The sequence below is a fragment of the Streptomyces sp. NPDC048277 genome, from assembly GCF_040652235.1.
In the GTDB taxonomy this organism is placed as follows: Bacteria; Actinomycetota; Actinomycetes; order Streptomycetales; family Streptomycetaceae; genus Streptomyces.
In genome coordinates, this window is the sequence record NZ_JBEZLQ010000017.1 from 205,775 (window position 1) to 219,442 (window position 13,668).

General features: G+C 71.6%; 15 protein-coding genes. 4 read left to right on the top strand and 11 right to left on the bottom strand.

The genetic code is table 11. The features are described 5' to 3' along the window. Nucleotides 1-23 precede the first annotated feature (23 nt). Nucleotides 24-803 (top strand): DeoR/GlpR family DNA-binding transcription regulator, encoded by a 780-nt coding sequence (locus tag AB0D85_RS32750; RefSeq protein WP_362328249.1) that lies wholly within the window; start codon nucleotides 24-26, stop codon nucleotides 801-803. Nucleotides 804-848: 45 nt separating this feature from the next. Here the strand turns inward: AB0D85_RS32750 and AB0D85_RS32755 are convergent, their stop codons facing one another. The 3 genes from AB0D85_RS32755 to AB0D85_RS32765 form a co-directional block, all read right to left on the bottom strand. After that, entirely contained in the window at nucleotides 849-1,244 is a 396-nt protein-coding gene (locus tag AB0D85_RS32755) for a luciferase family protein (protein WP_362328251.1), read from the bottom strand. Nucleotides 1,245-1,448: 204 nt separating this feature from the next. Next, the gene (locus tag AB0D85_RS32760; protein WP_362328253.1) at nucleotides 1,449-2,378 is read right to left on the bottom strand and encodes a carbohydrate kinase family protein; all 930 of its coding nucleotides are present in this window, start codon (nucleotides 2,376-2,378) and stop codon (nucleotides 1,449-1,451) included. Further along, nucleotides 2,375-3,052, bottom strand: a complete 678-nt coding sequence (locus AB0D85_RS32765; RefSeq protein WP_362328255.1) for a class II aldolase/adducin family protein — start codon at nucleotides 3,050-3,052, stop codon at nucleotides 2,375-2,377. The genes AB0D85_RS32760 and AB0D85_RS32765 overlap by 4 nt, the downstream gene beginning before the upstream one ends. Before the next feature lie 57 nt (nucleotides 3,053-3,109). On the opposite strand from AB0D85_RS32765, the gene AB0D85_RS32770 reads away from it, so the two are divergent. Next, on the top strand, nucleotides 3,110-3,763 hold the full coding sequence (locus AB0D85_RS32770) for a TetR/AcrR family transcriptional regulator (protein ID WP_362328257.1): 654 nt from the start codon (nucleotides 3,110-3,112) through the stop codon (nucleotides 3,761-3,763). A gap of 25 nt (nucleotides 3,764-3,788) precedes the next feature. Here AB0D85_RS32770 and AB0D85_RS32775 read toward each other — a convergent pair whose 3' ends face one another. The 7 genes from AB0D85_RS32775 to AB0D85_RS32805 form a co-directional block, all read right to left on the bottom strand. After that, nucleotides 3,789-4,076, bottom strand: a complete 288-nt coding sequence (locus AB0D85_RS32775; RefSeq protein WP_362328259.1) for a hypothetical protein — start codon at nucleotides 4,074-4,076, stop codon at nucleotides 3,789-3,791. Between the two features lie 269 nt (nucleotides 4,077-4,345). Further along, nucleotides 4,346-5,338, bottom strand: a complete 993-nt coding sequence (locus AB0D85_RS32780; protein ID WP_362328261.1) for a pyridoxal-phosphate dependent enzyme — start codon at nucleotides 5,336-5,338, stop codon at nucleotides 4,346-4,348. 76 nt (nucleotides 5,339-5,414) lie between these two features. Beyond that, nucleotides 5,415-6,065, bottom strand: coding sequence for a DJ-1/PfpI family protein (locus AB0D85_RS32785; RefSeq protein WP_362328263.1), 651 nt, complete (start codon nucleotides 6,063-6,065; stop codon nucleotides 5,415-5,417). Nucleotides 6,066-6,134: 69 nt separating this feature from the next. Continuing rightward, nucleotides 6,135-7,178 carry an alpha/beta hydrolase gene (locus tag AB0D85_RS32790; protein ID WP_362328346.1) on the bottom strand — a complete coding sequence of 348 codons (1,044 nt, stop codon included), beginning with the start codon at nucleotides 7,176-7,178 and terminating at the stop codon, nucleotides 6,135-6,137. A gap of 140 nt (nucleotides 7,179-7,318) precedes the next feature. Next, entirely contained in the window at nucleotides 7,319-8,194 is an 876-nt protein-coding gene (locus tag AB0D85_RS32795) for a type II CAAX endopeptidase family protein (protein ID WP_362328264.1), read from the bottom strand. 203 nt (nucleotides 8,195-8,397) lie between these two features. Then, the gene (locus AB0D85_RS32800; protein WP_362328265.1) at nucleotides 8,398-9,225 is read right to left on the bottom strand and encodes an SDR family NAD(P)-dependent oxidoreductase; all 828 of its coding nucleotides are present in this window, start codon (nucleotides 9,223-9,225) and stop codon (nucleotides 8,398-8,400) included. A gap of 7 nt (nucleotides 9,226-9,232) precedes the next feature. After that, nucleotides 9,233-9,889, bottom strand: coding sequence for an NAD(P)-binding oxidoreductase (locus AB0D85_RS32805; protein ID WP_362328267.1), 657 nt, complete (start codon nucleotides 9,887-9,889; stop codon nucleotides 9,233-9,235). A 118-nt stretch (nucleotides 9,890-10,007) separates the two neighbouring features. On the opposite strand from AB0D85_RS32805, the gene AB0D85_RS32810 reads away from it, so the two are divergent. Further along, entirely contained in the window at nucleotides 10,008-10,445 is a 438-nt protein-coding gene (locus AB0D85_RS32810) for a MarR family winged helix-turn-helix transcriptional regulator (RefSeq protein ID WP_362328269.1), read from the top strand. A 261-nt stretch (nucleotides 10,446-10,706) separates the two neighbouring features. Next, nucleotides 10,707-11,858 (top strand): MFS transporter, encoded by a 1,152-nt coding sequence (locus AB0D85_RS32815; RefSeq protein WP_362328270.1) that lies wholly within the window; start codon nucleotides 10,707-10,709, stop codon nucleotides 11,856-11,858. 33 nt (nucleotides 11,859-11,891) lie between these two features. Here the strand turns inward: AB0D85_RS32815 and AB0D85_RS32820 are convergent, their stop codons facing one another. Beyond that, nucleotides 11,892-13,637 carry an alpha/beta-hydrolase family protein gene (locus tag AB0D85_RS32820; RefSeq protein WP_362328271.1) on the bottom strand — a complete coding sequence of 582 codons (1,746 nt, stop codon included), beginning with the start codon at nucleotides 13,635-13,637 and terminating at the stop codon, nucleotides 11,892-11,894. Between the last annotated feature and the right edge of the window lie 31 nt (nucleotides 13,638-13,668).

Consider the following 13,668-nt stretch of genomic DNA (forward strand, 5'->3'; position numbering starts at 1 on the left):
AGATCGAGAACCGGAGGCCGCCGATGTCGCGGGACGCCCGCTGGAAGGCACTGCTCGAGTTGCTCGTCGAGCGCGGCCGCCTCGAGGTCGAGGAGGCGGCGGCCGAGCTGGAGGTGTCGGCGGCGACGATCCGCCGGGACCTCGACCAGCTCGCCGAGCAGCAGATGCTGGTGCGCACCCGGGGCGGGGCGGTGGTGCACGGGGTGTCCTACGAGCTGCCCCTGCGCTACAAGACGGCTCGGCGGGCCTCGGAGAAGCAGCGGATCGCCAAGGCGGTGGCGGAACTGGTCGCGCCGGGCGAGGCGGTGGGACTGACCGGCGGTACGACCACGACGGAGGTGGCCCGTGCCCTCGCCGTGCGGGGCGACCTCACCACCGGCACGCCGGCGCTGACGATCGTCACGAACGCACTGAACATCGCCAACGAGCTGGCCGTACGGCCCCAGTTCAAGATCGTGGTGACGGGCGGGGTGGCGCGCCCGCAGTCGTACGAGCTGATCGGGCCGCTCGCGGACGGGGTGCTGGGTCAGATCACCCTCGATGTGGCGGTGCTCGGGGTGGTCGCCTTCGATGTCACGCACGGGGCGGCGGCCCATGACGAGGCGGAGGCCGCGATCAACCGGCTGCTGTGCGAGCGCGCGGCCCGGGTGGTCGTCGCCGCCGACTCCAGCAAGCTGGGCGGGCGCGCGTTCGCCCGGATCTGCGCGGCGGAGCTGGTGGACACACTGGTGACGGACACCGCGGCGGCGCCGGAGGCGGTGCGCCGGTTCGAGGAGGCGGGAATCCGGGTCATGACGGTGTGACCCGCTCCCGGACGGCTGCCCGCGGGAGCCCGCCGGTGTCCGCTGTCAGATCCCGCTGGTGTCCGCGCTGACGAACCCCGCGCCCCGCTGGTCGTTGCAGCCGAACACGGGCCGGTCGGCCGGGTCGGGCCAGCTCTGCTGGGCCTGCAGGGCGACGCTCACCAGGGTCAGCAGCAGGTCGACGTCGCTCGCGGCGTCGAGTCGTATCGTCACCCACTGCGAGCCCGGGACGATGCGGATCGCTCCGGTGTTCTTGAGGTCCTTGGCGAAATGCCGGATGGCGCGGGCGGTGAGACGCAGGTCCACATCGCGGTCCGAGTGGAAGTGCGCGATCTCGCCCTCCAACGAACTCACCGCCTGGCCCAGACCGCAGCTCGGTACGGCCTGGGTCAGGTCGGGCCAGGTCGCCAGTTGCGCGAGAGCGCGCGAGGCCAACGTCATGGGGCCATCATGGCCCGCTCACTCTCCGGTAACCAACTAGCGAGCAGTTATTAACCGAGCTGTTGCCGGACTCTGTCCGAACACAAACGCATGGGACGAGCGAATATCCGCAGGACTTCAGTGGTTCGAGGGATGGAAGGTACCTCTCGGACGTCCGGGACAGCCGTGGCCAACGTCACGTTCTACGCACGCCCGGCATCCTTCTTACCCACGCCTCACACCCGTGGCCGCGAACGCGTCGGCGGCCGCGAGGTCGAAGTCCCCGTGGTCGCTGCCCAGGCCCTGGGCCACCAGCGCCGCCACGGCGTTGCCGAGCACGGCTGCCTCGTACGGGGTGCGGCCGAGGCCGATGGCGTGGACGAAACCGGCCGAGAAGGCGTCACCGCAGCCGGTGCTGTCCACGACGTCGATCTCGAAGACGGGGACCGTCTCGGTGCCCTCGGCGGTGACCAGGAGCGTGCCGTCGCCACCGCGCGTGACGGCGACCAGCCCGGCCCCGGCGTCGATCAGCTTCTTCGCACCGGCCACCAGGTCGTCCTCCTCGGAGAAGCCCAGCACCTGGTCGTCGTTGGGGAGCAGGTGGTCGACGTGGGGCAGGGCCGCCGCGATCTGCTCGAAACTGCCGAACACGCCGGGCGCGAGCAGATCCACGGAGGTCGTCACTCCGTGCTCCTTGGCGAAGTGCAGGATGCGCGCGGCGATGTCGACCCCGATCAACTCGGGTCCGCCGAGGTGGAGATGAGTGGCTTCGGCGAGGGCGTCCCAGGGCACGTCGTCGAGGCCGTAGGTGACGTTGGCGCCGAGCAGATGGAGGGAGGGCCGGTCGCCGTTGGAGCGGATGGGCAGCACGCTCGCCGAGGTGCCGGTGTCGATGCGGCGTACCAGGAACCCGGTGTCGATCCCCGCCTTGCCGAGCAGGTGCACCAGCATGTCCCCGGTGGCGTCGGCACCGATGGCCCCTGCGCTCTGCACGGTGGCGCCGAGCTTCGCCAGGGTGAGCGCCGTCCCGCCGGCCGTCCCGGCCGCGGTCATCCTGATGTCCTCGACGAGGGTGGCACCCTGCCCCTCGGGTATCTCGTCGACCGGCCGGACCAGCACGTCCAGCACATGGACGCCCATCGTGACGACTCTCATGGCTTGCCCTCCTGCAGGGGTTGGGTGGTGCCGTAGTTCCGTGCGATCGCGGCCTCGATCACCGCGAGTTGCTGCTGCTCGTCCAGGACCCGGGGTTTCCCGATGGCCGCCGCGTGCTGGTAGACACCGCAGGCCCATTCGAGCAACAGGGCGTTCTCGACGGCCTTGTCGAGGGTCGGCCCCATGGCGACCGAGCCGTGGTTGGCCATCAGGGCGGCGCTGCGGCCGTCGAGCGCGGTGAGCACCGATTCGGCGAGTTCCGGGGTGCCGAAGGTGGCGTACGGCGCAACCCGTACGGTGCCGCCGAGAGCGAGCAACTGGTAGTGCATGCAGGGCAGTTCGTCGATCACGCAGGAGAGGGCGGTGGCCATCGGGGCGTGGGTGTGCACGACCGCTCCGGCGCCGTGCCGCCGGTAGACCCCCAGGTGCAGGTCGAGTTCGGAGGTCGGCTGCAGGGTCCCGGCCACGGTCTTCCCCTCCAGGTCGACCACCGTCACCTGGCCCGCGGTGAGTTGGGCGAGCACCGCTCCGGTCGCGGTGACCGCGACCCGGTCACCGACCCGCACACTGACGTTTCCCGCCGTACCGATGAGCAGTCCCGCCGCGCCCAGCCGTCGACACACGTCCGCGACCGCGGCCCGCTCCTGGACCAGCGCGGAGCTTGAGTCCGTCATGGCCGCGACGGTAACCTAAACCTGAAACAAAGTCACGTTCAGATTCAGGAGCCGCGCGTGAGCGAGCCGACCGCCGACGAGACCGGGGTCGTGCTGCGCCGGACTCCCCAACAGGCCCGCAGCAAGGCCCGGTTGGCGAAGGTGCTGAAGGCGGCGGAGCGCGTGCTGGTCGCCGAGGGCGTCCAGGCCCTGACCACGACCCGGGTCGCGGCGGAGGCCAAGGTGTCGGTGGGCTCGCTGTACCAGTACCTGCCGGACCGGGACGCGATCATCGACGCGCTGGCCGCCGGCTACTTCACCCAACTCGAAGCGGTGATGGACGAGTTCGTCCGGGCCGCGGGGATTGAGCGCTGGCCGGACCCGGTCGGCGTGCTCATCGACACGTACGCCGCGCTCTACCGCACCGAACACGGCTTCCGGGCCCTGTGGTTCGGCACCGGGCTGACCGACCGGACCCGGGAGGCGGACCGCGAGCACAAGCACCGGATGGCGGACGGGGTGCGCCGGGTGCTGCTCGCGCTGGGCGTCGCCGAGGACACGGAGGCACTCGGCCGTGCCTGCCACGCCGCCGTCCTCACCGCCGACGCCCTCGCCCAGGAGGCGTTCCGCCGCGACGCCGAGGGGGACACCGCCCTCCTCGACGAAGCGAAGGTCATGCTGCGCGGCTACCTCACGGCGATCACCGGACGCCGGGGGCAGGACCGAGCCTGAACGGCCGTACCAGGCCCGCGACTCCTCAGTCCCTGCCGTCGGCGTCGGCCGCGTCCGCGCCGGCCGCTTCGTCGGCGGCGATGATCACGAAGCGGCGTACGGTCTCGACGGGCATGTCGAGCCCTTCGGACGCGGCGCGCTCGTCACCGAACACCTGCACCGCCTCGGCGACGGCCACGGCCAGTTCGGCCTCCGCCTTGCGCACCTTGACCTCTGCCTTGTCCACGGTGTCGACCACCGTCAGCTGGCGCCGCTGCTTCTCCTGGAGCCGCTGTTTACGGGAAGGCGCCTTGTCAGAATTCTGCACAGTCATGATCAAGATCATAAGCGGGTCCTCCTCCGGCACGAAATCGGTAACTCCGCTTCTGCGAGAGGCTGTTCACCAGCTGGGGTGGGCTAGGGCCTGTCGTTTGGATCAGGCCGGCTGCGAGGGACTGCGCATTTCAGCCGACCCGAGCGGGGTGTGGTGCGTGCAGCTGCAAGGCGGAGGAGGGCGGCGACGCGGAGCGTCGACAACCGACGACAACGCCGCAGATGCGCGTGCCACACCCCGCGACGCCGGCATGATCCAAACGACAGGCCCTAGGGGGCCGACCCCGCCGGGGAAGCCGTGTCGTGTGTGCGTGCCGGGTCCGGGGCGAGTTCTCGCAGGAGGGCGGGGGAGAAATTGCCGCCGGTGAGGATCGTGGCGAGGGATGCGACTCCGAGGTCGTGGCGCAGTGCGGCGGCGATGCCGACCGCGCCCGAGGGTTCCAGGATCAGGCCCAGGGTGTCCCGCACCAACCGCAGCGCCCGGAGGATGTCCTGCTCCTCGACGAGGAGGACCTCGTCGACGACCTCGCGCATCCAGGCCACCGCCGCGGGCACCGGCACCCGTACGGCGATGCCGTCCGCCATGGTGGACACCGGCCCCGTGGACTCGGGCACGCCGGTGCGCCAGCTCGCCTCCATGGCGGGGGCGCCTGCCGCGCACACCCCGATGATCCGGGTACGAGGTGAGCGGGCCTTCGTCCAGCAGCCGATGCCGCTGACGAGTGCGCCGTTGCCGACCGGGACCACGATCGCGTCGAGATCGAGCGGGGCCAGTTCCACGGCGATGGTGCCGGCTCCCTCCGCGATGAGCGGCTCGTCGCCGTCCTCCACGAAGACGCACTCCGGTCGGGTACCGGCGTATGCCCGGGCCGCGTCCTTGGCGGCGTCGAAATCGGCGCCCGACAGCACGACTTCGGCGCCCAGTTCCCGCATCCGCGCCACCTTGGTGGGGTTGGCGTCATGGGCGGCGAACACCGTCACCGGGATGCCGCGGGCCCGGCCGACGTACGCCATGGCCTGGCCGAAGTTGCCGGCCGAGGCGCAGACGACATGCCGTGCGACCGCCGCCCGCCGCAGGAAGAGGTCCACTCCGCGGCCCTTGAAGGACCGGAGCTGGTTGAGTGTCTCCACCTTGACCACGGTGTCCCGGCCGAGTGCGCGGGAGAGCGCGGGGTCCGAGAACTGGGGAGTGTGCAGGAAGGCGGGGTTGATGAGACGGGTGGCCTCGTCGATGCCGTCAGGAGACAAACGCGTTACGGTCATGACTCACCTTAGGTCGGCACTCGGCGTGATGACTACGGCCGAACCGGTGCCGTGGCCGAGCGCCTGCTGCTCTCCACTACGCCAGGGACACCGGGGCGCCCGTGGCGCTCCAGACCGTGCCGCGCCGTTCGTGCCGGATGAGTTCCGAGACGGCATGGGCGACGCGGGCTCCGACCTCGCGTTCGACCAGGTACAGGGCGAGGTCGAGGCCGGAGGTGACGTTGCCGGCGCTGAGCAGGTTGCCGTCGTCGACCATGCGGGCCGTTACCGGGACGGCCTTCGTTCCGGCGAGGTCCTGGCCCCGTTCGTGTGTGACCAGCGGCCGGCCGTCCGCCAGGCCGGCGTGGGCGAGGAGGATGGAACCCCCGCAGACGCTGGCGACGGTCATGTCCGGTCGAGCCAGCGCCTCACGCAACAGGCCCGGCAGATCCGTGGCCCCTGCCCGGCCGAGAATCCAGCCGATGCCGCCGACGACGCCGGGATCCAGTGAGAGGCCGCCCGAGGCGCCGGGGACGACGATCACGCTTTTCCTGTTCACGTCCACGGCGGAGGTCGCGGTGAGCGTGATCGACGGGAATCCACTGGGCACTTGCCGTGCGCCTTCGGCGCTGACGAACTCGGTGGACACCTCTCCGCCGGAGAACTCGCCTGCGGAGTGGAAGACTTCGAAGGGTCCGAGGACATCGAGGGGGTCGAAGCCGTCGTAGAGCGCGATCTGTACGTGCATGGCTCAAGTCCTTGTCCGGGTCGGGAGGAGCGGTCGGTGAAACAGCGGCGGAGGTGAAGGGGAAACCGGTCAGCCCAGCATCCGGCGCAGGGCGTGAGCGCTTGCGGTGACGGCCCGGTCGAACCGGGGGCCGAGATGGACGAAGGGCAGGAAGCCGTGCGGCAGGTCCGCTTCGCGGACGGCCGTGACCCGGACACCGGCTGAGCGGAGCTTGTCGGCGTAGGCCTCGCCTTCGTCCCGCAGCGGATCGAATCCCGCCGTGACGAGGTGCGCCGGCGGCGTGTCCGGGGCGACCTCGCCGTAGATGACGGACACCTGCGGATCCGTGCGGTCCACGCCAGGGGGGAGGTAGTGGTCCTGGAACCAGCGGATGTCGTCGTCGGTCAGCAGGAATCCCCTGCCGTAGGTGTCCCGGGACGGGTGACGGCCGGCCAGGTCGGTGGCGGGATACAGCAGCCACTGCCCCGCCGGGACGGGGCCGTGCCCCCGCCCGGCGGCACGACGGGCGGTCACCGCGGCGAGCGTGGCCCCCGCGCTGTCCCCGCCGACCACGATCCTGTCCGGGTCGATGCTGAACTCCTCGGCCCGGGAAACGGTGTCGTCGAATGCCGCCAGGGCATCGTCCACGGCGGCGGGGAACGGGTCCTCGGGGGCGAGCCGGTAGTCCACCGACAGCACTCGGTGGCCCGAGTGTTCGGCGAGAAAGCGTCCCACGTGGTCGTATCCGGCGCGGCTGCCGATCACCCAGCCGCCGCCGTGGAAGAACACCAGCGCACCGGACGTCCCGGGGCAGGACGCGGGTTCGTACAAGGTCGCTTCCAGAGCGTTCCGCCCGCCCTTCAGGCACACCTCGGACGCCGTCACCGCCCGCGTCGGCCGCCGGCCGGCACGGAGCATCGGTGCGTTGCGTTCGAGTGCCGCGCGGGACAGCTCCGGTGAGTCCTCGACCACCAGAGCCGACTCCCTGCCCCCGAGGGAGCGGATCAGCAGGCGAGCATCAACGGCCGGCGTTGCGCCGTCCACGACGATCTCCGGTCCCGCCAGCGCCGACCGCACCCGATCCGGCAGGCGGCCCAGCAGCCCGACCATCACCTCCTGCGCCCGCACCCCCATTGGCACTGAGATATCCCTGGCCACACGGCCCTCCATCGAGTTACAGCCTGACTGAAAGATTGTTTCAGTCAGACTGTAACCCAAGGGGGAGGAGCACGCCAGTGAAGCTCTCCGGGGGCTTCGGGCGGGGCGGTGCGGGGTCAGCGCAGGCCCAGCCGTCCCCTCGTCGCCAGCAGGATCACCGCCGCCGCCAGGGTCGACGCGATCAGGAAGGCGTAGGTCGTGCTCTCGATCCCCGCCGACGGGAACATGTCCGAAAACGCCACGGAGAAGAAGTTGTTCACGCTGGTGTGCAGCAGCATGACCAGCGGCATGCTCTCGCGGGAGCGGTTGAACACCCAGGTCATCACGAAGCTGAACGCGAGCGTCGTCCCCATGAAGGCGATCGGGCGGGAGGGGTCGACGTCCGGCCCGCCGCCCCACTCCGTGAGGAACAGCGGCAGATGCCAGGCGCCCCAGAGCACACCCACGATCAGGGTGGCGACCAGCGGACCGAAGCGGCGCTGCATGTGCGGCATCGCGAACTCGCGCCAGCCCGGCTCCTCGGCGAGGCCCGTGGTGATCATCTGCATGATCAGGCCGGGGATGTACGCGACGAGCACGACGGCCGGCGGCATCACAGGATTCCGGTCGGTCAGGGCGGCGGTGGCGATCGTCAGCGCGGCCGGCACCGAGAGCGCCACGACCAGGAACCAGCGCCAACTCACCCGCAGCTTCGTCATCCGGCCCCGCCACTCCCGCAGTCCGGCACGGCCCTCCGTGACGGCGGTGACCAGCAGCGCCGAGCCGATCGGGCCGAGGTAGGCACCGGGCAGGACGCCGAGAAGCTGGCTGCCGAGCGCGCCGCCGGGGAAGGTCCAGTGCCACAGGCCGACCCCGTTCCCGGAGAGGATGTACGGCGTCCAGGCCAGCCAGCTCATCCCCATGGCCAGCGCGAAGAACCAGGTGAGCGGGCGGCGGCGGATGGCGGAGCGGTGGGGTGCCGGAGTCTGTGGGGGAAGGTTGGTGACGGTCACCGGGGTGTCCCTTCGGGGGGCCGAGCGGCGGCTCGACAGCGGCTGAGCGGGCTGCCGGGCGGCCCTCTGCGTGCCGCCCTTGCGATGCCCCAAGCACACCAGCGCCGAGCTTCCCGATCATTGCCGCGCACACCCCGACTCCGGGTACAGCAGGCTGTACCGCCCCCGTCGCCACGCGTCCCGCCCACGAGGCACGCCGTGGCCTACCCCGCCGCATGCCCGTCGGACGCGGTCGCGCGGTCGGCGGCTTCCCACAGGGCCGTGCCGAGTTCCTGGTTGTGGAGTTGGGCGGAACCCTGGCCGCGGCGGGTGTGGACGAAGTAGGCGCCGGCGAGGGCCTGTTGGCGGGTGGCCAGTTCGGCCAGCCGTTCGGCGCCCTGGCGAGGGGTGCCGATGAACGGGCGGGCGGCGGCCTTCAGGAGGCTGCCGGTACGGCCCAGGTACCGGCCGAAGTCCGAGGCGATGATGCCGGGGTGGAAGTCGCCGACGTCCACGCCCGGGTTGCGGCGGTGGAACTCGCGCAGCAGCACTCCGGCGGCGAGCTTGGCGCGGGCGTAGGTGTGGTGGCCCGACACCCGCGGCTCCCCCGCGAGGGCGGCGGCGAGGTTGTGCGGGGAGAGGACGGCGTTGGTGTGGGACCGGGAGTTGGTCAGCAGGACGCGGCCGGTGGCGAGCTTCCCGGCCAGCCGTGTCATCAGCAGCCACGGCGCCAGGGCGTTGGCCTGGAAGGTGGCGTCGATCCCGTCGTCGGTGAGGTGCGGGGGCATGACGCCGCCGGCGTTGAGGGCCAGGACGTCGATGTTCGGCACGGCACGGGCCAACCGCGCGGCCAGGGTGCGGGTCTGGGCCAGGCTGGTGAAGTCGGCCGTGTACGTGGGCGCGTGCAGTTCCTCGCCGATGGCCCTCGTACGTTCCTCGTCACGGCCCACGAGGTGCAGGGTCGCCCCCTGGACGCTGAGCAGACGGGCGGCCTCGACGCCGAGGCCCGAACTCGCCCCCGTCAGCACGATGGTCCTGCCTCTGAGGTTCATCGGAGCGTCATCCTTTCGGCGCGCCGCTGACCGAGAGGCGGTCGGCGCTCGGGCGGGGGGATTCGACGGCGTCCAGCAGGCACTGGGCCAGGTCGGCGCGGCTGATCGCCAGGGGCGAGGGGGTTCTGATGCCGGAGCGGGCGGACCAGGCGTGTGAGGCGGGCCGGTCGGTCAGCGAGCCGAAGTAGACGACGGTGAAGTCGAGCCCCGAGGCGGCAAGGATCGCCTCCGCGGTGTCGAAGTCCTGGTAGTCGCGGCGGATGAGCAGCCGGGTCAGCGCCTTGAGCGGCCACGCGGTCCGCTCTCGTGAGACGCCGCTCCCCCAGGCCAGCGGCATGGCGATCCGCCGTACCCGGTGCAGATGCATGGCGGCCACCAGGTTCGCGGCGGCCCGGGCCATCACCGGGGAGCCGGTACGCGCCTTGAGCCAGAGCGGATTGCCCAGTGCGCTGACGACCGCGTCCTGCCCGTCGACAGCGTGGCGTACGGCTGCCAGGTCATCGCCCACAGCTCCCTCCACGAACCGCAGCCCCGGCTTCTCGGCCTGCCCCGCACTCCGCCGCACGAGCGCGGTCACCTGGTGCCCGCGCTCCAGGGAATGGGTGACCACCTGCCGGCCCAGGCCGCCGTTGGCGCCGACCACCAGGAGCTTCATCTCCGTCATCTCACCTCATCGGGATCACCGGACAGCATGTTTCAGTTTGCCTGAAACCCGGAATGGAGCCTGCCCCGAACTCCAGTTAAAGTCAAACTGAAACTTTCCGAGGAGGAACGAGGAAGCCGTGACCGCCCAGCCCCCGCCCACCAGCACCGCCTTCCTGCTCGCCGCACTGGGACGGCGAGCCAGGCAGGACGTCGAACGGGCGCTCAAGCCGACCGGTTACACGCTGCGCCATCTCTCGGCTCTCGGCCACCTGTTGAGGGAACCGGGGATGTCCTACAGCGAACTCGGCCGCAGGGCGGGGATCACCGCACAGAGCGCCCAGGCCACCGTCCGGCAACTGGAAGAGCGCGGTGCCGTCGAGCGCCGCACCGACCCCGGACGCGGCCGCACCGCGGAACTGCACGTCACGGCGACCGGCCAGGAACTCCTGCGGGCGGGGCGCGACGCCTACGCCGAAGTGGACGCCGCCCTGGAACGCGCGCTCGGCAAGGAACGGCGCCAGGACCTCACCGGGCTTCTCCTGTCGGCGCTGTCCGCAGGCCCTTCGGGTGAGTGAGGGAAGGCGGCGGGGTCTGCGGCGCCACATAGCCGTGGCGGACGCCGGAGGCGCCCTGGTACCGGGCCCGCGAGGGGGGGCGTCCAGTCGGCGAGCAGGTCGTCGTCGAGGGGACACTGAGGCTGCCGAACGGAAGACAGCGGTTGCCGTCGTCTGGACCTGCGAAGATCCAGCGTCTCGACAACATCCTTGCCCCGTTCGCCGCCCGTCACCTAGCCTGAGTTTGTGCCGCTAATAAACAAAACCCGTTCGCACAGCGTCGTGCCGGGTAGCCCCCTCGCCCTCAGCCGTCTCCGGATCGCCATCACCGCGCTCTTCGCCATGGACGGCTTCGTCTTCGCGGGCTGGGTGGTCCGGATCCCCGACATCAAGCACCAGACCCACGCCTCGGTCGGCGCACTCGGGCTCGCGCTGCTCGGCGTCTCGGCCGGCGCGGTGATCACGATGACGCTCACGGGCCGGCTGTGCCGCCGCTACGGAAGCCACCCCGTGACGGTGGCCTGCGCGATCCTGCTGTCCCTGAGCGTCGCCCTGCCACCGCTCACCCACTCGGTCATGGCGCTCGGCGCCGTCCTGCTCGTGTTCGGCGCCGCGTACGGAGGCCTGAACGTCGCCTTCAACAGCGCGGCCGTCGATCTGGTCGCCGCCCTCCGCCGCCCGATCATGCCGAGCTTCCACGCGGCGTTCAGCCTGGGCGGGATGATCGGCGCGGGCCTCGGCGGCCTGGTCGCGGGCTCCCTCTCCCCCACCCGCCACCTGCTCGCCCTCACCGTGATCGGCCTGCTGGTGACCGCTGTCGCCGGCCGCACCCTCCTCCGGTACGACGCCCCGGCCCCGCGCACCGAACAGCACTCCGGCACCACCCCGCGCCGCCTGGACGCGCACACCCGCCGACGGGTCGTCGTCTTCGGCCTGATCGCCCTGTGCACGGCGTACGGCGAGGGGGCGATGGCCGACTGGGGCGCGCTGCATCTCCGTCAGGACCTGGATGCCTCGCCGGGCCTCGCCGCGGCTGGTTACACGTGTTTCGCCCTGGCCATGACGATCGGCCGAGCGAGCGGGACGAGACTGCTGGAGCGGCTCGGACGGTCCAGGACCGTGATCGTCGGCGGCAGTACGGCGGCGGCCGGCATGCTGCTCGGCTCGCTCGCGCCGTGGGTGTGGGCGACGCTGCTCGGCTTCGCGGTGACCGGACTGGGCCTGGCCAACCTGTTCCCGGTGGCGGTGGAGCGGGCGGGCGCGCTGGCCGGGCCGTCGGGTGTGGCGACCGCCTCCACCCTGGGCTACGGCGGCATGCTGCTGGGCCCGCCGGCGATCGGCTTCATGGCGGACTGGACGTCCCTGCCGACGGCGCTGACGAGCGTGGCGGTGCTCGCGGGCGCAGCCACACTCATAGGCGCAACGGCCAAGTAGCCCAAAAGGCGGTGCGCGGCGGAGAAGAGCAGGTCAGTCCAGCAGCCCTGGTTCCCTTACCGACTCCAGCACCCCGGCCAGCCTCGCCGTGTCGGCCTCCGTCCACGCCGGCGGTCGCGTGATCAGGGCCCACGCGCTCGTCGGCATCGTCCCGTACCGGTGCCCGAACCCGTCCGGCACGCTGTCGGCCCCCGCGAGGTCACACACCACCTGCCAGAACGTCAGCAGCGGATACCACCGCATCGCCGGTGAGACGTCCCGGGCACGGGGCCGGTCCAGCCAGTCCGGTTTGTGGAAGGCGAGGGAAGGTGACCACCAGACCACCGGGTCGGATCCGTTCTGGAGATAGACCGCCCTCGGTTCTCCCCAGGGCGCGTCCGGGATGCCGTAGTCCTTCCGCACCTGTGCGAAGCGCAGATGCGCCCCGTCGCCGACCACCGGCCGCCACTCGGGGCTGCCCGGCTGCCGCTGCGCGGTGACCGACTTCCAGAGGGGGTTGTCGTAGGTGGGCCCCACGAACAGTGCCCCGCCGGTCTTCTCGACGAGCGCGGGCAGGGAGCCGTCGAGGGCGGACTCCATGGAGAAGGAGCCGAGGCTCTCGCCGTAGACGAGGAGCCGGGGGCGGGAGCCGGCGGGGAGGGTGCGCCACTTGGCGTAGACCGCGTCGAAGAGGCCCCGCCCGGTGTCGGCGGCCTCGTCCTCGGTGAGCGCGGAGACCCAGCTGGGCAGGTAGGAGTACTGCATGGCGACCTGGGCGGTGTCGCCGCCCCACATGTACTCCAGGGGTTTGCTGCCCTGGTCGTTGATCCAGCCCGTGCCGGTGGTGCCCATGACGGCGAGGATGCTGCGGGAGAAGCCGCCGGTGCGTTCGAGTTCGTGTACGGCGAGGGCGGCGCGTTCGTCGAGGGTGGCGGCGGAGCGCAGGCCGACGTAGACCCGTACCGGATCCTCGGCGGGGTGGCCGGTGAACGCGGCGATGTCGGCGCGGGTCGTGGCCGTACCGACGAAGGTGCGGCCCTGGGCGCCAAGGGTGTCCCAGTGGGCGGCGGACCCGGGGCTGCCGGAGAGGGTCGGCAGGCCGGGCTGGTGGACGCCCTCGCTGGTGCCCTGGTCGGCGAGGGACGCGGTGCTCTCGATCGCGTCGAGTGCCGCGTTCAGCAGGAAGCCCTGGACGATTCCGACGATCACGAAGGCGGCGAGGACGACCCCGGTGGCGTAGGCGACGGGGCGTGGGACGAGGACGTCGAACGCGTGGGCGACGATGCGGGTGCCGAGCCGTACCGTCCGGGCGACCAGGAGCAGCAGCGTCGCGACCAGCGCGGCCACGACCGGGACAAGCGCCCACTGCCACCAGGCCACCTGCGGGGGCAGGGTCACCGCCCGGCGGACCTGGCCCTCCCAGCGGACGCTCCAGGCGGTGACGGTGACGATCGCGGCAGCGCCGAGCACCCCCATGACGGCCCACAGGACCCTGCGGACACGCGGGCGGACGCGGATGCCGGCCCAGCGGAGCAGGTACCGGGCGAGTGACTCCAGTACGGCGCCGACGGCGTAGCCGATGACCGCCGAGACGCCGGCAATGAGCCCCTGGAGCCACCAGGAGCGCGGGAGCAGGGACGGGGTGAGGGACAGGCAGTAGCACAGGACCGCCACCGCGGTCCCTCCCCGGCACGGCCGCCGCCGGACCACCCGGCCGGGGCCCGCGTGGTGGCGCACGCGGTCCACGACCCGGCGGGTCCAGTCCTTCGTACGATTCAGCGCCCTGCCCGCAACACTCACTTGGCCACCTCGGGACCACGATCGGCCACCG

Excerpts from the sequence above, each read along its gene's own strand:
- AB0D85_RS32750 (WP_362328249.1), top strand. The coding sequence starts at position 24 with ATGTCGCGGGACGCCCGCTGGAAGGCACTGCTCGAGTTGCTCGTCGAG.
- AB0D85_RS32765 (WP_362328255.1), bottom strand. The coding sequence starts at position 3,052 with ATGACGGACTCAAGCTCCGCGCTGGTCCAGGAGCGGGCCGCGGTCGCG.
- AB0D85_RS32805 (WP_362328267.1), bottom strand. The coding sequence starts at position 9,889 with ATGACGGAGATGAAGCTCCTGGTGGTCGGCGCCAACGGCGGCCTGGGC.
- AB0D85_RS32785 (WP_362328263.1), bottom strand. The coding sequence starts at position 6,065 with ATGCACGTACAGATCGCGCTCTACGACGGCTTCGACCCCCTCGATGTC.
- AB0D85_RS32775 (WP_362328259.1), bottom strand. The coding sequence starts at position 4,076 with ATGACTGTGCAGAATTCTGACAAGGCGCCTTCCCGTAAACAGCGGCTC.
- AB0D85_RS32790 (WP_362328346.1), bottom strand. The coding sequence starts at position 7,178 with ATGGGGGTGCGGGCGCAGGAGGTGATGGTCGGGCTGCTGGGCCGCCTG.
- AB0D85_RS32755 (WP_362328251.1), bottom strand. The coding sequence starts at position 1,244 with ATGACGTTGGCCTCGCGCGCTCTCGCGCAACTGGCGACCTGGCCCGAC.
- AB0D85_RS32800 (WP_362328265.1), bottom strand. The coding sequence starts at position 9,225 with ATGAACCTCAGAGGCAGGACCATCGTGCTGACGGGGGCGAGTTCGGGC.
- AB0D85_RS32760 (WP_362328253.1), bottom strand. The coding sequence starts at position 2,378 with ATGAGAGTCGTCACGATGGGCGTCCATGTGCTGGACGTGCTGGTCCGG.
- AB0D85_RS32780 (WP_362328261.1), bottom strand. The coding sequence starts at position 5,338 with ATGACCGTAACGCGTTTGTCTCCTGACGGCATCGACGAGGCCACCCGT.